The sequence below is a fragment of the Paenibacillus sp. GCM10027628 genome, from assembly GCF_042676385.1.
In the GTDB taxonomy this organism is placed as follows: domain Bacteria; phylum Bacillota; class Bacilli; order Paenibacillales; family NBRC-103111; genus Paenibacillus_E.
On the sequence record NZ_JBHTHA010000026.1, the window covers coordinates 23,535 to 40,430 of the forward strand.

Below are 16,896 nucleotides of genomic sequence, written 5' to 3' on the forward strand. Positions count from 1 at the left end.
CATCATTATTTTACAACATCATATCCTTGCTCTTCGATCGCTTCTTTAATCGCATCCAGCGGTACCTTTGATTCATCGAACTCCAGCGTAACGGAACCCGCACTCAAATTGACTTTGCCGTTTGCTCCAAGTTTTTTAACCGCACCTTCAACGGAATTTACGCAATGACCGCAAGACATACCTTCAACTTTAAGTGTAATTGTTTGCATTTCCAAACACTCTCCTTATTATCTCATTAGTTTATTCATGGTAATCATGAGTTCAGTTACTACCTCGTTGTCGCCTTCCTGAATACGTTCGATTACGCAACTCTTTAAATGATGCTCAAGCAGCAATTTGCCCACACCATTTAAAGCGGATTGTATCGCAGCAATTTGGTTTAAAACATCGTCGCAGTACGTATCCTTTTCAATAAGGCCTTTGACGCCGCGAATTTGCCCTTCAATGCGATTAAGCCTGGAAGTCAAACTGTTTTTTGTTTTATCGGAATGATGACTTTTTCGCCCACTACTCGAATGACAGCTGTTGTCTGTCCGTTCTTCAATATCATGTTGTTCCATATGAGTATTACCTCCTCGCACATTTAATATACCATACCCCCATACCCTATATCAAGAGAAAAATTAAAAATATTTTCCATACGCAAAAACATGCCGAAACCCGCGGCACGACTGCGCACCAAAACGAGCAACGACATGTTCATTTCGATTTTGTTCAATTAAGCAATCCGAGATGGCTAAGTTCAGTTTCCATTTCACACTTCAATGATAGCTTTTCGCTCTCATCCAGAAACGCCGCTTCCACCCCATTCATAATGAGTTTCACCAGCTCCGGCGTTGTAAAACCAAATCGATCCGCAAGCACGCGATATTCTTTGGTAATATTTGTTCCTGAAACGCTTGGGTTATCGGTGTTAATCGTGACGATCAGCCCTTGCTCCAAGTACTCACGGATCGGATAGGACTCCCAGCAGGATACCGCCTTGGTTTGGATGTTGCTGATTGGGCACATTTCCAGCGGGATACGCCGGTCCTTGACCAAAGCGAGAATTGAAGCATTCTCCTTCAAACGCACGCCGTGGCCGATGCGAACAGCGCCCAGATTGGCTACTGCTTCATAAACATTGCCTGCTCCCGCGGCTTCACCCGCATGAATCGTAACGGGAACACCCAGCTTCCTGGATTCGGCAAATACCTCGCGGAAAAATTCCGGCGGATAAGAAGCTTCATCCCCTGCCAAATCCACGGCGACGACACCTTTGCCCACGAACTTGGCCGCCGCTCTAACGACTTCCAAATTGCTCGGCGCAGCGTGGTTTCTCATACAAATAGCGATGACGCCGGCTCTCACGCCAAATTGCCTTTGGCCTCGTTTCAAGCCTTCCACCACATGATGGATCGTTTCTTCGACAGTCAATCCTTGGTTACGGTGAAGCTGAGGCGCAAAGCGGACCTCGACGTATTTGCAGTTATGTTCGGCTGATTGCTCGACGACTTCGTACGCAACGCGTTCCAGCGCCTCAGCGGATTGTAAGAACTTTGTCGTAAAATCGAATTTACTTAAGTATTCGGCGAGACTGCCGCACTCATCATTCACGCGCATATGCGGAACCAATGCATCCTTGTCATAAACCGGCAGCTCGATCCCTTGTTGAAGGGCCAGCTCCAAAATCGTTTCCGGTTTCACACTTCCATCCAAGTGCAAATGAAGATCAACTTTAGGCAATCGCGACAGTAAGTCTTGCGTCGGCAAGTTTTCCATTTTCATCTTCCCCTTTTCCCTCAAAGTGTAAGCTGCCTTGAATAATTTGTTTAACTTTAAAACAATGTTATGATAATGTCAATATACTTAACATAATTTTACAAAAGTTCTCTACTACCATAATGTGTGTAATGTTTTATCACGTGATGCGATTGTAAAAAATCCACACAGCCGCGACCGCGAACCATGTGGATGAGTAAATACTTCTTTTATTCGATCGATTCTTTGCGCTGAATCACCTTCAATGCTTCTCGCACGCTGAGCGGTGAGAGCTCCGTCTCTACAACAAAGGCGCGGACGGCCTCCGCATCCGTCTTCGAATACTCGCGCAGCGCCCAACCGATCGCTTTGCGGATAAAGAATTCCTTCGAATCCGCCATGCGCCGGATGCAATCAAAAAGCAGAGATACATCCGTCTTAGTTTTGTATTTTAGCTGAAACAGAATGGCCGTCCGCTGCAGCCACATGTTGCCGGAGGCCAGCCATTTCTCCACATGCGCCGGAATCAGCTCCGGATAACGCTGCAAATGATAGCCGATCAAATGGTCAGCTATCGTATCCACAGTGTCCCACCAGGATTTGGTGACAACCAACTGCTCAAGCAGATCGATGTCATCTCGCTTGAGCTCCTTGCGCAATTGAATGAACATCATCAAAGCCGTGTAAGCGAACTCTCGCTCCGGCAGCTCCCAAAGCTCTCGGGCAATGGCGATACCTTCCGCTCCTTTTGGCAAGCCGTTTTCTTTCCAAAACTGTTTGGTTAGAGCCACGCGCTCCGGATTCTTGATGCCGAGGAACGGGAAATTATTTTTCATGTAAGCTTCCATGGAAGGCGCATTTTCTGCATGACGATGAGCTCGCAGGTGGGCCTCCAGCTTGTCCGTATAGGGTGTTGCCAATGCAACCGAGCCTCCTTTTACCAATCATTTATACGTATCATTATAGCAATTCCACGATCATTCCGTTATGCTAGTAGAAGAATTTTTATACAGAACACTTATCGGACAGGAGAGGACTACATGACTTACAAACTAATTGCGACGGATTTAGATGATACGCTGCTCAGGGACGATTTGACGATTTCGCAAGAAACAATTGACGCCATGCATCAAGCTGTGGCCAAAGGCGTAACCGTCACAATTGCGACGGGCAGGAGCTTCCCCTCAGCCGCCAAAATCGCCAATCAAATCGGACTCAACGTACCGATCATCACTTATCAAGGCGCTCTGATTAAAAATCTGCTCGATGAGGAAGTCCTCTACGAGCGGACAGTACCCGTGGAAAGCGCGCGGCTGCTGCTCGATTTTTGCGAGAAAAGAAACCTTCATCTACAGCTGTACCACGGCGATCAGCTCTATGTCGGTGAAGACAACGATAAAATCAAAAACTACGTGCGCCTCTCCAAGACGCCGTATATCGTCGGGGATCTGCGAGAGTGGATTGACATCCCGCAGCCCAAGCTGCTCATCGTCGATGAGCCGGAAGTTTGCGACCGGCTGCGCGAAGAGCTGCTGCCGCTGCTCGGCGACAAGCTGCACATCACCAAATCCAAGCCGCATTACTTGGAATTCATGCATAAGGAAGGCACTAAAGGCCATGCCATCGAATTCCTCGCGCAGCACATCGGCTGCTCCTTGGATGAGGTCATTGCCCTTGGCGATGCCTGGAATGACCGTGAAATGCTCGAAGTTGCCGGACTCGGCGTAGCGATGGATAATGCATTACCGGAGCTCAAAGAGCTGGCGAACTATGTAACGCGCAGCAACAACGACGATGGCGTCCGTCATGTCATTGAGAAGTTTGTTTTAGAGAAATAAAATTAAGGTCCCAGCTTGCAAGCAGCGCTTGTGCCGGGACCTTTTTTCAACATGATAGAATTTATATGTTTTAGGGTAACCGAGAGGTTACCCTTGTTTATACTCACCTGCAAAGCTACAGGTTAGTATGAATCTAGGATGGTGTCACATCACCTTTAGTCCACTTATACACACATCCCTATAAACCTATCACCTTTAGTCCATTGACTATTCCATCAATTCCATTGATATATCCAATTGTCTTTATTTCTGTTTACTGATCCCGCTCCTTTCATCGATTCTGAGCAGCTACTGAGCGAAAGGGATAGTGTTAAGTAGGGGACGAGGGGGACAGGAGCAATGCCACCGGGGAAGCAAAATTCTGATTGCGGAACCGGTGTTAGTCATAGATTGACCTTCATAGAATAGAATTATCGTATGCCCGATTCAGACATTCTTCGGAGGTGCTTCCCCATGGAAAATTTTCCGTTAACACTGCTCTCGCTCTTTGAACGCTCTCAATCCTTGTTTCCAAAAAAGGAAGTTGTATCACGCACCAGCTCAGGCATCCACAGATACACTTACGCTGATTTTGGACAAAGAACGAGACGTCTGTCCAGCGCTTTGCAAGCACTTGGCGTTAAACCCGGTGATCGCGTGGCCACTTTTGCCTGGAATCATCATTGGCATTTGGAAGCCTATTTCGCCATACCCTGCATGGAAGCCGTCCTCCATACCGTCAACATTCGCCTTCCTGCCGAGCATGTCGCTTATATCCTCAATCATGCCGAGGACCGTTTCTTGCTAGTAGACGAATGCCTGCTGCCGATCATTGAAAAAATCCAGGATCAATTAACATCCATCGAAGGCTATATTCTGATTACGGATAAAAAGGAACTGCCGCCTACTTCTTTACAGCCGGTCTATTTATATGAGAACATGATAGATAATGGAGATCCTGATTTTGAATACTCTGCTCATATAAATGAAAGCGCTCCCGCAGGCATGTGCTATACATCCGCTACAACCGGCAATCCCAAGGGCGTCGTGTATTCGCACCGCGGAATCTATCTTCATTCGCTCACTATCGGACTAACCGATACACTAGGTTTATCCGAACAAGATATCGTCATGCCCATCGTGCCGATGTTTCACGTTAATGCATGGGGGCTTCCCTTCGCTTCGGTCTGGTTCGGCAGCAAGCAAGTACTCCCGGGACCAGCGCCGACACCGGATATTTTATTGCGACTGATCGCGGATGAAAAGGTAACGATAGCGGCCGGTGTCCCTACGGTATGGACGGCTTCGCTTAAAGTCCAGGAGATGCTAAAGGCTGATCTATCCAGCCTGCGCGCCGCCATATGCGGCGGTTCAGCCGCGCCTCGCAGCCTCATTGAAAGCTATGAGCAAAGGTTGAAGGTCCCCTTCTATCATGCTTACGGAATGACCGAGACGACTCCGCTCGTTACAGTGGCTCGCCTGAAAAGCTATCAGGCAGAGGCGCCCTTGGAAGAGCAGTATAGAACAAGAGCTACACAAGGCATACTTGTACCGGGCCTCGATATGAAGATCGTCGGTCCGCGCGGCAAAGTCGCCTGGAACGGTCAGGAAATGGGCGAGATTCTGCTTCGCGGCCCATGGGTGGCGACAGAGTACTACAAAGATGAGCGGTCACGAGAATCGTTCGAGGACGGGTGGTTGCGCACCGGGGATATCGCAGTTATTGACGAGGAAGGGTTCGTAAAATTGGTCGACCGGGAGAAGGATTTGGTCAAGAGCGGTGGCGAATGGATCTCCTCGGTGGATTTGGAAAATGCTTTAATGGCTCACCCGAACGTGTTCGAAGCTTGTGTTATCGGGGTTCCTCACTCGAAGTGGGACGAACGTCCTCTCGCTTTTGTCGTGTTAAAAGATGTTGCGTTGCAGGCGGGAAACAAGGTAGAGCTTCTTGAATTCCTCGGTAGTAAGTTCACGAAATGGTGGATTCCCGATGATCTTATTTTCTTGGATGAAATTCCAAGGTCGTCAGTAGGCAAATTTATGAAGCGCGAGTTGCGTGAGCAATATCATACCTATTTCACAGGAGACTAGACTTCTCACTAAGAAAGGATTTGGCTTGCGTGTTCAACGATGATCTGTTGAAAGATAAAGTTATTCTTATTACAGGCGGTGGTACGGGACTTGGCCGGGCTATGGGTGAGAAATTTTTGCAATTAGGCGCGAAGCTGGCTATTACTAGCCGGCGCGAGGAAGTTCTGGCCAACGCCGCCGACGAAATGAGAGGGGAAGGCAAAGAGGTATTTTTTACAGCTTGCGATGTGCGGGACCCGCTCCAGATTCAATCGATGGTAGACGCGGTGGAGCAGCACTATGGCCGCATCGATGTGTTGATCAATAATGCAGCCGGCAACTTCGCTAGCCCGACAGAGCATCTCTCTCCTCGTGCGGTGGATGCGGTGCTGAACATTGTGCTGCACGGAACCTTTTACACGACGCTGGAGGTCGGCAAACGGTGGATCCAACAAGGCACGGGTGGTACGATGCTCAACATCGTGACTTCCTACGCGTCCACGGGCTCGGGCTTCGTCGTGCCTTCTGCCGCTGCAAAAGCCGGCGTGCTCGCGATGACCCGGTCGCTCGCCGTCGAGTGGGCGCACTACGGCATCCGCCAAGTCGCCATCGCGCCGGGGCTGTTCCCGACCGACGGCGCGTGGAGCCGGCTGGCTCCGACGCCCGAGCTGTCGGAGAAGCTCGTGAACCGCGTGCCGCTGCGGCGCGTCGGTGAAAAGGATGAGCTGGCGAACCTCGCCGCTTATCTGATCTCGGACTACGCCGGATACATCAACGGCGAGGTCGTCACGATCGACGGCGGCGAATGGCTGCAGGGCGCCGGGCAGTTCAACGACCTGCTCGAGGTTACCGAGGAGCAGTGGGCCGGCCTTGCGGAATTGACGCGTAAGGGCAAATCCTAGCGCGGAGTGCAGGCAAGACTCTACCGCGGGTGCGGCTCAGCCCTTATGCATAACCTCCTCGACTATCCCAGCAACGGGGCAACTTCCCAGACTTTAACGCGGAAAAACCGCGCTAAGTCGGATTCTCGACGCATCAGCGGTACTTTAACGCGGAAAATCATACTTAACCTGCTCGATAATCCCAGCAGCGGGTAACTTCCCAGACTTTAACGCGGAATAACCGCGCTAAGTCGGATTCTCGACGCACCAGCGGTACTTTAACGCGGAAAAACATGCTTAACCTGCATGCGCGTACCCTCCTGAGTTGCTCAGTAAACAAAAAATCGCCACCCAAGCGGCTCCACACGGAGTCTTCTGGATGGCGATTTTTATTTTAGCGTTCGACAATGACGTCCGCGCTGAAGCTATGCGAAGTATCGTCCCAGTTCATCTTCACGAGCAGCCGATCGGCCCGGAACGAATAATACGAGGACAAATAGACGGATACGGCATCAATGACTTCCTGCTGATTGAGGCGATACCGTCTGCCGTAAAGCAGACCGCTGGCTGAGAACCCATAACGTTCATCGAACGAAATCTCAACTTCGTGAACGTTGTGAGGGGCACTCCCCTCTACGCGCCCGTTATTATCTTGAGCTGCGATATAAACATGAACCGAATCTACGACGTCTTGTTGATCAAGGAATAATTGCATGGATTAGTAGCTCCTTCTTCTGAACGACCTGACAATGGCAATCACGATAGAGATGACGACGATGAACAAAATAATATCCAGCAACATGGAGAAAAAGGAGAATGGCTGGTGCACATATCCCATAGACGAGTTACCATAGTAACCTCCCCACGGGTGAAGCATGGAACCTAGGAACGTTCCAGCGGCGAACGCACCGGCCATTGGCCAAAAGCTGCTGGTACGCGTTCCTGACGGAATGTTGTTCGCATAGGTACTATTCCCGTAGTACGTGCGACCTGTATTCGGATTAACCGTACTTCCATTCGTTACATTCGAAGAAGGACGTTGAAAACCTGTGCTATTCGTTGCGCCACTGCTTGTGCTGCCCCCCGAATTCGACATACTCGGCACTGTCGATTTGCTGGACGATCCGCCGCTGAAGCCGTTTGAAGTACCGCTATTTGATGTGCTAGGCGATGTTTTACTGCTCGACCCGCCGCTAAAATTCGAATTGGACTTGGAGCCCGTTGAGAAAGACCCGGATCGGGACGATGTGCTTGGCGAGCTTCCCTTCGCATCCGCGACGGAGAGGTTAACTGTGTTAGCCAGCAATAAGACAGCCGTCATAATGGCTAATAATTTTGTTTTCATTTTGTTCTCCACCTTATCTGTAAGTCGATTTAACTCATATATCTAGTAATACGAAAGCACGGATCGATAAGTTTCATTTTCTGAACCTAGAAAAAACTCCCTCTACAGGATGCGGAAACGTGAACGCCCGCGATTCTTGTAGAAGGAGCTTGTCTTTTATACGAACATATTGACCAACAAAACGGTTCCAAAGGCAATAAAGGAAAGCAGTGTTTCTAGTACCGTCCAGGTTTTGAAAGTTTCTTTAACGGTTAGTCCCAGATACTCCTTGACCATCCAGAAACCGGCATCGTTAACATGGGAGAACATCAGCGAGCCCGCGCCAGTCGCGATGACAAGAAGTTCCAGATTCACACCGGACATGTGCTCGATAATTGGCGATACGATACCCGCAGCTGTTGTCAAGGCGACCGTCGCCGAACCAGTTGCAATTCGGATCAAACCGGCTACCATGAACGCTAATACGATCGGCGACAACGACATATGTTCGGCCATTTGCCCAATGGATGTGCCAACACCGCTTGCGACCAGAATCTGTTTGAACCCGCCGCCTGCGCCGATGATCAGAATGATGGAACCAACCGGCAGCAAACATTCATGCGAAAGCTTGTTGATATAATTTTTATTCATCCCTTGGCGAAAGCCCAGGAAGTAGTACGCTGCAAAACAAGAGATAAGAAGTGCAATGACCGAGTTCCCGATAAAGACTAGGAATTTCAACAACCCGCCCGGGATCGGCAAGTACGGAGCAACAACCGACAAGACCATGAGAATAACAGGCAGTAAAATAATGAAAAATGAGATACCTGTGCCAGGTACTTTTTGCGGCGCCGGAGTCTCGCCGAGCAGCGTCGGCTCTCCAATAGGCACCACGCGCTTGTTCACCCATTTTGCAAATAACGGACCCGCAATAATAGCTGCAGGAATGGCGATAATCAGAGAGTAGATCAACACTTTACCGATATCGGCTTTATAGATGCCAATCGCGGTCATAGCGCCAGGATGCGGCGGCACCAGTCCATGCACAATAGACAAGCCGGCGATGACGGGCAGCCCGATCAAGAGAATATTTTGCTTCGTCGATTTGTGAATCGAAATGACCAAAGGCAGCAGCATAACAATCCCTACGTCGAAAAATACGGGAATCCCAATAATAAATCCTGAGAGCAGCATCGCCCATGGCAATCTCTTTTCACCAAAAACACGGATGAAGAAATTGGCTACCTGTGTGCCTGCGCCTGAGTCCGACATCATTTTGCCTAAAATCGTACCTAACGCCAGAATGCCGACCAAGTGTCCTAAAACGGCTCCAACGCCGGTTTCATAAGCGCTGACAATTTTGTCCATCGATAATCCAGCCATGAGCGCGAGAAACAAACTCGCCACCGTTAAGCTTATAAAGGCATGCCATTTCCACCAAGCAACACCTAAAATAACAATCACAATCGCTAACAGTGTAACCATTAACAGATACAAATTCATCTCTAATCCCTCTTCTCCATGGGTGTAGTAAGCGTTATCATTCTAGTAGCGAGAAAAGGAATTGCACACAGTTAAGTGTTCCTATATGTCGTAATTAACCACATAATTTTGCAATTCCGTGTTGTAATAGCCTTGACTGTACTCTATCAGATCGCCGCTCTCGTCGTAGGAAAAGCGTGATCTTTTAAGCAAAGGCGCCCCTTCCTTGACTTGCAGCAACTTCTCAACGTGAGAGGGGGCGGTTGCAACAGCAAATTCATCCCGATACTTTTCCAAAGAAATATCTTGCTCTTCAAGCAACACGTACAGAGACTGTTCATTTAAATCCGATAGCTCAATATCCGCCATCCGCATCGTTAAATAATGCGTGTAATGAATGTAAGGCACATCATCCAGGTGGTATAGCCGTTCAATACGGAAGCAGCGCTCCCCCAACCAGCGATATGGCTCGGACCCCTCTTCATTGATTACAACCTCTGTCTTCAGCAATTGCTTGCGAATTTGGTGACCTTCTTCGACCAGCACTTCCGTGAACCGTTTCCACTTGGAAAGCTTGGAAGCCGACGTATTGCGAATGACTTTCGTCCCTTTGCCGCTGCTCTTCTCCAGGTAACCTTCCTGTGCAAGCTCTTTTATGGCGTTGCGGACTGTAATTTTGCTTACGTTAAATTCCTGCTCCAGCTGCGGTTCCGAAGGTATATTGGTCCCAAGAGGATACACACCGTGAAGGATGCGTTCCTTCAAAATATTCATGATTTGCAAATATAATGGTCTTTTATTACGTGACAAGTTCACAGATACATCCACTACCTTTCTACATCGCCTACTCTTTCCGTCATCGCGCGAAGAATATCGCCCACCGATGACATCGGCGTATCGCCCACAATCGTATGCGCGAGCATACCTGCCGCTGCGGCAAAATCGACTGTTTGTTGCGGTGAGAATGCTTGAATCTCCCCATGGACGATACCGCTTGTGTAGGCATCTCCTGCACCTATTCTATCATAGACGGAAAACGTGAGAAGCTTGGAGAAGGTGAATGTTTGATTTTTATAGATAAAACCTCGCAAGGAATGCGTATTGTCGCCGTTAATCGAACGATGCGTCCCCGCGATGACCGAAATTTGATAATTCCGGGCAACGGTTGGAATCAGGTCCATCAGCTGATCTTGACGTTCTACCTTGTCAGTCGGCATGCCTAGGATCAACATCGCGTCTTTTTCGTTCATCATGACCATATCCGCCAGATGCAGCATCTCTTCGTAGTGCGGCTTTGCTTTGGCATAACCACCTTCTCCCCAGTGGCCCGGCCGATAGTTGCAATCGAATACGACGATGCCGCCATGATCTTTGACCGCTTTGGCCAAAGCTTTCATGTGCTGCCGAACGTTATCGTTCATCGCCAGTGTAATTCCGCAAAAATGGACAATATCGATATTTTTAGCGATCTCGACATAATTATAAGTGCCTTCAGGCGCTGTATTGAAGCTGCTCTCCTGGCGATTGGAATACGTAACGCGGCTGGGCCGCGCACCAAATCCATTTTCCAGGAAATACATGCCCAAGTAGTTGCCGCCACGACTGAGGAAAGACTGGGAGATGCCTAACTTGCGAAGATAGGATTCCGCCGCATCCCCCACGGCATTGGCCGGCAATCTGGATATCAGGTAGCCTGTATGCCCGAGGCGCGCCAAAGCCGAGCTTACGTTCACGCCTGTTCCGGAGAACGTGTAGTTTAATGTGCTTGCTTGGGACAGGAGTTCATACCCCGGTACTTGCAAACGCATCATGACTTCTCCAAAAGCCGCAATTTTCTTAGCCATGTTGATCAACCAGTCTTTTCATGACCTCGAGCAACTCGCGGACATCTTCAACATTCGTTTTACCTGTAGCCTTATCGATAATTGATGAGTACACGTGAGGAATCACTTGCGGAACTTTAGCTTCCAACGCTATGCGCAAAATCGTCTCGAAATTTTCTTTATCGATGCCGCCCGTCGGCTCTAACGCAAATCCTTCTTCTCCGCATGCCTGAGCGACTGCACGCAGTTCGTCTTCACGGCTCAAGCCGTTCATCGGGAAATATTTCAATGCATTGCCGCCCATGTCGCGTACCAGCGCGATCGCCGTTTTAACCGGAACAATCGCATGCTCTTCGTGCGCAGCGCTGACCGGGCCGGTGGAGATGTTGACATAGCCTACACGGCCTGTCGGAGACACCAAGCTGTTGATCCAGCTATCTTGATCACCCAGGTTAGCACGAGTTGCCCCTACGGCAGGAAACACTTGATTGATGTGACTGCCAGGATAATGCTTAGCAATAGCCGCTACTACGGCTGCCTGACGATTGTCGCCGGCACCCAGTCCGATCGATACGGCTTCGTCGATAGCTTTGCCATATTCTTTCATTGCAGCTACTGCCGTTTCTACTGTCGGATAATCCTTGGAAAGAACGCCGACCAATACATAGCCTTCTGCAGCTTCGAAAACCGCTTTAGCATTTTCTACGCTGCTCGCCAGTACATTCAACGCCGCACGGCCTTTATAAAAACGTTTTGCAATGTTGGACATGTTAATTGCCTCCTGCCAGTTTCCGTATTTGAGTTGCAATGACTTCCATATCGTCGCCTTGAAGCGGACGCGGATCAATATCGAAGTAACCTTGTCGTACGCCGTAATCGCGCGTGTAGATAGCGATATCTCCATCGCGCAATCCCGCAACGATTTCTTTGGCTGTCGTTCCTGTCTGGCCCGGATCGATTAAGATACGTGCGCGAAAAATCGCTCTGCCGGCCTCATCCTGAACGATGGTAACGTTAATGCCCGGGAGATCATTTAACGGCATTAACGTTTGCAGAGCTTGTTTCTCCTGCTCGCTTTTATCTGCTTTAACACCGTATTCATCGAGTGCTTGGAGCAGGCCGAAAGTCGTTTCCTTCCCCACTTTCATGCTTCGTCCAATGCCATGCAGCTGAACTTTGACCCATTCGATATATGTGCGCTTCCCGCCGATAATCCCCGAGGTAGGGCCTTCAATCGCTTTCGAACCGCTATAAATCGCAAGATCCGAATATTTGACATACTTCTGAATATCTTCTTCCGCGGCCGCATCCACGATAAGCGGCACCCGGTTGCGCTGCGCGATCTCCCACGCTTCTTCAACGGAAATCATGTTCTTCTGGACGGCATGGTGGGATTTCACGTAAAGAATGGCCGCCGTATAGTCCGTGATCGCATCTTCGATATGTTCGGCTTTGCCTTCGTTGGCGTAGCCCACTTCAACAAGTTTGCCGCCGCCCAAATAGACCATTGTTTCAACCGGAGCGCCGTATTGAACGTTGTGCCCTTTTAAAATGATGATCTCGTTCTTGGCAATGAGATCTTGATGGAGCCGTTCACTCTTGCGGCGATTGCCTTGGGTCACGATACCCGCAACGGAGAGGGCGATGCCGCTGGAAGCAGAATTCACGACTACGGCTGCTTCGGAGCCGAGAATGCGAGCGATATAATCGCCTGCCTTGTCAACCAGATCGGCTATTTCCACATAGTTTTGGCCGCCATGCTTCATGGCCTCCATAACGGTATCCGTCGGAGCCGAAACGCCTAGAATGCTCATTCGACCGCTCGCGTTTATCACGCGTTTCAATCCATATTTAGCATTCAATGAACTTGCCATTCACAAACACTCCTTTAGCTTCTATTCTTTGGTGACCTACTCGCTTGTCTCCTTCGGAATCAACGAGTATCACGGATTCATTTTCAACGGTAAACAACGTAAGATTTGCCTCGTCTCCGGCCTGGATACGACCAAGCTCCGGCCTCTTCAGCCAACCCGCTGCATGCGTGGTGACCGCGGCGATCACTTCTTCCAGCGAATAACCTAGATAAAGAAATTTCGAAAGAATATGAGCCATGCTGTACACGGGGCCATTTACCCGGTTCCCGCGATAGATGTCGGTGCTGATCGTATCTAAACCGATGCCGTTGCTTTTGGCAGCTTCAGCCACTTTAAATGAAAAGCTCGCCGTACCGTGACCGACATCCAAGTGAACACCTCTGGCTATGGCATCTGTCAGCACTTGAAGCGGCTTACCTTCGTTATCAAAAAGGTTGTTGGCTTTTCCGTTCAGGTAGTGGGTAATAACGTCTCTTTGTTCTAAAAGAGGGACGATCTCCTCGATACATGGAGGTCCGGAACCGATATGGACCATTAACGGCAGCGACGTTTCTTTAGATAAAGAACGCGCGATGCGCAAAGGTTCGATTCCGCTATCACGTACGACGCTGCTGCTGATTCGCGCTTTTAATCCGACGATGACTTCTTTATATTGTTCGACGGCTTGCACGACCTTGTCTTTATCGATCCAGTCCAAATTAGATAATTCATCGACTCTTTGCAAACCAATTCTGGATATGTTCAAAAATGCAAACAAATTCGTCTGAGCGCGTTCGCGGCTCGCTACCAAATCTGCAATCCGGTCCGCCCCGCAACTCCCAGCGTCAATGATGGTGGTTACGCCTTGCTTGACGCCGATTTCATCGATTTCATCCCCGTAAGGATCAAAATCCGGAAAAGCATGCACATGCATATCAATCCAGCCGCTCGATACATAAAAACCCGAGCAATCCAGCACTTGGTTACCTTGTCCGTGTCCCGCTTCCGTGATCTCAGCGATACGGCCATCAACGATGATGATATCGATGCTTTTTTCATTTATTTCTTTTGCATTCCGTAATACAATCCGTTCTTTCATTCATTTCACCTTTTTCCGCAACTCTATTTAATACGCTTACATGTAGTTCTGAAAGTGGATGAATTATTATAACGTTATAATGTTATGATAGCACGGAAAGTTCTCGAAGTAAATATAACGTTATAATGTTTAAAGTGGTATTTGATGGGTAACGCTTGCACCTCATATCCTGTACGTTTTGCAGGATTTATATAATTTGAGAAAGTACATTCTCATCCAGAAAGGTCAGACTTGTGGGATAGCCGCATCATTCGCGGCTTTAGAATGGACTAAACCCATTAGGCGTTGATGAAGAAGTGCAAAGAACGATGCGGTGTAACAGATTAAAGCCGCCTCCCGCGCCTTCTCTTGAGCTTCGTCAACGAGGATCAAAAGCAGCAAGCTACACAAACTTCTTGAAGCAGCCTTAAAGAACAAAGGTCGTTATTAGCGTACAAGTTTGACGCTATGGTATTGGTGAAATGGTCAAAATAACGCTCGAACGAACAAATTTCCATAAATAGAGAACAATCTTCGCTAGTTATGGAATTTTATTCTTTAAAGGCGTGATTGGTGGTATTTCCCTTTTCAAAAGAGTCAAAATGTTCTCTATTTGCGACCTTGGTTCTTTAATCGCTGAAGCGGGGAAAACTGTAGAGATGTAGGGCTTTTGCGACTGTTTAGGCTGTTTCGAGTGGAGAGACCGGCAAGGCAGAATTGGTTTCGTATATAAGAATAAAGTCAAATGGCACAAGGGCCATCTGACTTTATCCACATTGAGTATAGTAAAGCACCTGATGCTAGCCCTTTACCGCGCCTGCTGTCATTCCTTTCATGATTTGCTCCTGGAACAGCAGGAACACGATAATGGTCGGCAGCACCGCTATGGCCAATGCAGCCATCGTCAACTCGTAGTCCGTCATGTAACCCGTGGCAAATGCGGACAAGCTGAGCGGTACGGTCTTGAGCGCAGGCTTGCTGATGAAGACGAGCGCGAAAGCAAAATCATTCCAAAAGCGCAGGAAACCTAAAATCGCAACCGTCGAAAGCGCCGGCATGCTGAGCGGCATCATCATCCGGAAGAAAATGCCCCAATAGCCCGTACCGTCGATGAGCGCCGCTTCCTCGATTTCCTTAGGGATCGTGACTAAATAAGCGGCGAGGACAAATATCGCGAGCGGCAGCTCAAAAGCTGTATATGGCATAATGAGCGCCGCGTACGTGTTCAAGATGCCGATTTTTTTCATCAAAATAAAAAGCGGCACTAAGGTGCTGTGAATCGGAATCAGCATACCTAACAGAAATAAGCCCATGAATAACGGCTTTAGCTTAAATTCAAAACGCGACAAGATGAACGCGGCCAACGCGCCAATAACGAGCGTGAGTACAAGGGAGATCACCGTGACAACGGTCGAGTTCCAAAGTGATAAACCCATGCCGGACACTTTCCAGGCTCTTACGAGGTTATCCCATTTCCATACTGTCGGCAGCAAGAAGGGCCGTGAATAAAATTCCTCATTCGACTTAAAAGCGCTAATAAATAACCATATGAGCGGGTACAGCGTGACTAAGGCGTAGAGGGTAAGAAAAGCATTCTTTACACCCTGCGACCACCGTCCCCGCGGCTTGCTTCCCGCAGATAATCCCGTTTGCATCGAGACAGCTTTATTCATGATGTCACCCCTTCAGAGTTTTCTTGAGAAAACTTGCTTAGCAAGCTTTACAATTAACGATAATCGCGCTTCATCAGATATTGGCTGCCGGCAATCAGAATGAGACTCAGAATGATAATAGCAGTAGAAATCGCGCTGCCGAAGCCGAAGCGGTACACATTGAATGTGCTGTTGTACATATAAGAGGCCAAAAGCTCGGTCGAGTGCGCCGGACCGCCGCCAGTCATGACATAGATCAGGTCGAAGGCTTTCAAGCTGCCCGATATACAGAGCACAATCGCGACCTTCACCGTGTCCCAAATCATCGGCAGGGTTACGGCAAAAAGCTTACGTATCGGCCCTACGCCGTCTAGCTGCGCGGCATCCTCGATTTCAGGCGAAATATTTTGCAAAGCGGCAATAAACATAATCATGTAAGGACCAATATAATTCCAGATGATCGGCACCATAAGGGCGTACATCGAAACTTTCGGATCGGAGAGCCAAGCCTTTTTCCAGCTTTCAAGTCCAATACCATCGAGCAAAAAGTTTAAAATCCCAATTTGCGGGTGATAAATGTATCCCCAAATAATCCCGACTACGACGGAGGACAGCACCATCGGCATAAAGACCGAAGCGCGAACCATCCGTTGAAAAAGCGTGCTGCGCATCAGGAGCAGCGCCAGAATCATGGCGATCGGCACCTGACCGAAAACGGAGGCGGCGACGACAAGCATGTTATTTTTAAAAGCTTTCCAGAAGATCGGATCTTTCAATACTTCGACGTAGTTATCGAAGCCGATGAATTTAGCGGCTCCGATCCCTTTCCAATCGAAAAAACCGTAGTACGCCGACCAGAAGATCGGCACGATGACAAACAAGAGATAAAGCACAAGTGCTGGAATCAGCCCTATCGTGATGAAGCCTCGGATGCGTGTGGCTTTAGTCATAACTTCCCTCCTATAGCTTTGTTACTTGGTTGCTCGAAGTCCGGCTACAGTTGGGAGCCGTTCCGGTCTTCAGACATTTAACTCCGGTCGCTGTTGAAATCAAGATTTCAAAGGCGAACACTAACGTTCCTCCGTCAAACATCTGAGCCCTCCACTCTAAATTTGTGCTACATAAACCCCGAGCAAAATGTTTTAAAGCTTACTCGCTTTTGAAAAAAGGCTCCAG

The 16,896-nt window shown here is 48.8% G+C and carries 17 protein-coding genes; 3 read left to right on the forward strand and 14 right to left on the reverse strand.

Features of this window, described 5'->3' with window-relative positions; all coding sequences use genetic code 11:
• Positions 1-5 precede the first annotated feature (5 nt).
• The 4 genes from ACFQZT_RS18645 to ACFQZT_RS18660 form a co-directional block, all read right to left on the reverse strand.
• A complete protein-coding gene (locus ACFQZT_RS18645; protein WP_379302355.1) occupies positions 6-209 on the reverse strand; it encodes a copper ion binding protein in 204 nt (67 codons plus the stop codon).
• 18 nt (positions 210-227) lie between these two features.
• A complete protein-coding gene (locus ACFQZT_RS18650; RefSeq protein ID WP_379302356.1) occupies positions 228-560 on the reverse strand; it encodes a metal-sensitive transcriptional regulator in 333 nt (110 codons plus the stop codon).
• 154 nt (positions 561-714) lie between these two features.
• On the reverse strand, positions 715-1,761 hold the full coding sequence (gene add / locus ACFQZT_RS18655; protein ID WP_379302357.1) for an adenosine deaminase: 1,047 nt from the start codon (positions 1,759-1,761) through the stop codon (positions 715-717).
• Between the two features lie 209 nt (positions 1,762-1,970).
• Positions 1,971-2,660: a DNA alkylation repair protein gene (locus tag ACFQZT_RS18660; protein ID WP_379302358.1), complete on the reverse strand. Its 690-nt coding sequence runs from the start codon at positions 2,658-2,660 to the stop codon at positions 1,971-1,973.
• 120 nt (positions 2,661-2,780) lie between these two features.
• Here ACFQZT_RS18660 and ACFQZT_RS18665 point away from each other — a divergent pair, with 120 nt between their 5' ends.
• The 3 genes from ACFQZT_RS18665 (at position 2,781) to ACFQZT_RS18675 (ending at position 6,529) form a co-directional block, all read left to right on the forward strand.
• On the forward strand, positions 2,781-3,578 hold the full coding sequence (locus ACFQZT_RS18665) for a Cof-type HAD-IIB family hydrolase (protein ID WP_379302359.1): 798 nt from the start codon (positions 2,781-2,783) through the stop codon (positions 3,576-3,578).
• A gap of 453 nt (positions 3,579-4,031) precedes the next feature.
• Entirely contained in the window at positions 4,032-5,648 is a 1,617-nt protein-coding gene (locus ACFQZT_RS18670; RefSeq protein WP_379302360.1) for a long-chain fatty acid--CoA ligase, read from the forward strand.
• Between the two features lie 29 nt (positions 5,649-5,677).
• Positions 5,678-6,529, forward strand: coding sequence for an SDR family oxidoreductase (locus ACFQZT_RS18675; protein ID WP_379302361.1), 852 nt, complete (start codon positions 5,678-5,680; stop codon positions 6,527-6,529).
• Positions 6,530-6,902: 373 nt separating this feature from the next.
• On the opposite strand, the gene ACFQZT_RS18680 is transcribed toward ACFQZT_RS18675, so the two are convergent.
• The 10 genes from ACFQZT_RS18680 to ACFQZT_RS18725 form a co-directional block, all read right to left on the reverse strand.
• Positions 6,903-7,223 carry a DUF2653 family protein gene (locus ACFQZT_RS18680; RefSeq protein WP_379302362.1) on the reverse strand — a complete coding sequence of 107 codons (321 nt, stop codon included), beginning with the start codon at positions 7,221-7,223 and terminating at the stop codon, positions 6,903-6,905.
• Between the two features lie 3 nt (positions 7,224-7,226).
• Positions 7,227-7,853: a hypothetical protein gene (locus ACFQZT_RS18685; protein WP_379302363.1), complete on the reverse strand. Its 627-nt coding sequence runs from the start codon at positions 7,851-7,853 to the stop codon at positions 7,227-7,229.
• Positions 7,854-8,009: 156 nt separating this feature from the next.
• Positions 8,010-9,335 (reverse strand): GntT/GntP/DsdX family permease, encoded by a 1,326-nt coding sequence (locus ACFQZT_RS18690; protein ID WP_379302364.1) that lies wholly within the window; start codon positions 9,333-9,335, stop codon positions 8,010-8,012.
• An 81-nt stretch (positions 9,336-9,416) separates the two neighbouring features.
• A complete protein-coding gene (locus ACFQZT_RS18695) occupies positions 9,417-10,142 on the reverse strand; it encodes a GntR family transcriptional regulator (RefSeq protein ID WP_379302365.1) in 726 nt (241 codons plus the stop codon).
• Positions 10,142-11,158: a sugar kinase gene (locus tag ACFQZT_RS18700; RefSeq protein WP_379302366.1), complete on the reverse strand. Its 1,017-nt coding sequence runs from the start codon at positions 11,156-11,158 to the stop codon at positions 10,142-10,144. Before ACFQZT_RS18700 ends, ACFQZT_RS18695 begins: the two co-directional genes overlap by 1 nt.
• Entirely contained in the window at positions 11,151-11,906 is a 756-nt protein-coding gene (gene dagF / locus ACFQZT_RS18705) for a 2-dehydro-3-deoxy-phosphogluconate aldolase (protein WP_379302367.1), read from the reverse strand. Before dagF ends, ACFQZT_RS18700 begins: the two co-directional genes overlap by 8 nt.
• 1 nt (position 11,907) lies before the next feature.
• Positions 11,908-13,011, reverse strand: a complete 1,104-nt coding sequence (locus tag ACFQZT_RS18710; RefSeq protein WP_379302368.1) for a DgaE family pyridoxal phosphate-dependent ammonia lyase — start codon at positions 13,009-13,011, stop codon at positions 11,908-11,910.
• A complete protein-coding gene (locus tag ACFQZT_RS18715) occupies positions 12,989-14,089 on the reverse strand; it encodes an amidohydrolase/deacetylase family metallohydrolase (protein ID WP_379302369.1) in 1,101 nt (366 codons plus the stop codon). Before ACFQZT_RS18715 ends, ACFQZT_RS18710 begins: the two co-directional genes overlap by 23 nt.
• A gap of 779 nt (positions 14,090-14,868) precedes the next feature.
• Complete coding sequence (locus ACFQZT_RS18720) at positions 14,869-15,723, reverse strand: carbohydrate ABC transporter permease (RefSeq protein WP_379302473.1); 855 nt, start codon at positions 15,721-15,723, stop codon at positions 14,869-14,871.
• Positions 15,724-15,794: 71 nt separating this feature from the next.
• Complete coding sequence (locus ACFQZT_RS18725; protein WP_379302370.1) at positions 15,795-16,670, reverse strand: carbohydrate ABC transporter permease; 876 nt, start codon at positions 16,668-16,670, stop codon at positions 15,795-15,797.
• Positions 16,671-16,896 lie beyond the last annotated feature (226 nt).

Excerpts from the sequence above, each read along its gene's own strand:
- ACFQZT_RS18645 (WP_379302355.1), bottom strand. The coding sequence starts at position 209 with ATGCAAACAATTACACTTAAAGTTGAAGGTATGTCTTGCGGTCATTGC.
- ACFQZT_RS18650 (WP_379302356.1), bottom strand. The coding sequence starts at position 560 with ATGGAACAACATGATATTGAAGAACGGACAGACAACAGCTGTCATTCG.
- add (WP_379302357.1), bottom strand. The coding sequence starts at position 1,761 with ATGGAAAACTTGCCGACGCAAGACTTACTGTCGCGATTGCCTAAAGTT.
- ACFQZT_RS18665 (WP_379302359.1), top strand. The coding sequence starts at position 2,781 with ATGACTTACAAACTAATTGCGACGGATTTAGATGATACGCTGCTCAGG.
- ACFQZT_RS18670 (WP_379302360.1), top strand. The coding sequence starts at position 4,032 with ATGGAAAATTTTCCGTTAACACTGCTCTCGCTCTTTGAACGCTCTCAA.
- ACFQZT_RS18680 (WP_379302362.1), bottom strand. The coding sequence starts at position 7,223 with ATGCAATTATTCCTTGATCAACAAGACGTCGTAGATTCGGTTCATGTT.
- ACFQZT_RS18685 (WP_379302363.1), bottom strand. The coding sequence starts at position 7,853 with ATGAAAACAAAATTATTAGCCATTATGACGGCTGTCTTATTGCTGGCT.
- ACFQZT_RS18690 (WP_379302364.1), bottom strand. The coding sequence starts at position 9,335 with ATGAATTTGTATCTGTTAATGGTTACACTGTTAGCGATTGTGATTGTT.
- ACFQZT_RS18700 (WP_379302366.1), bottom strand. The coding sequence starts at position 11,158 with ATGGCTAAGAAAATTGCGGCTTTTGGAGAAGTCATGATGCGTTTGCAA.
- dagF (WP_379302367.1), bottom strand. The coding sequence starts at position 11,906 with ATGTCCAACATTGCAAAACGTTTTTATAAAGGCCGTGCGGCGTTGAAT.
- ACFQZT_RS18710 (WP_379302368.1), bottom strand. The coding sequence starts at position 13,011 with ATGGCAAGTTCATTGAATGCTAAATATGGATTGAAACGCGTGATAAAC.
- ACFQZT_RS18715 (WP_379302369.1), bottom strand. The coding sequence starts at position 14,089 with ATGAAAGAACGGATTGTATTACGGAATGCAAAAGAAATAAATGAAAAA.
- ACFQZT_RS18720 (WP_379302473.1), bottom strand. The coding sequence starts at position 15,723 with ATGCAAACGGGATTATCTGCGGGAAGCAAGCCGCGGGGACGGTGGTCG.
- ACFQZT_RS18725 (WP_379302370.1), bottom strand. The coding sequence starts at position 16,670 with ATGACTAAAGCCACACGCATCCGAGGCTTCATCACGATAGGGCTGATT.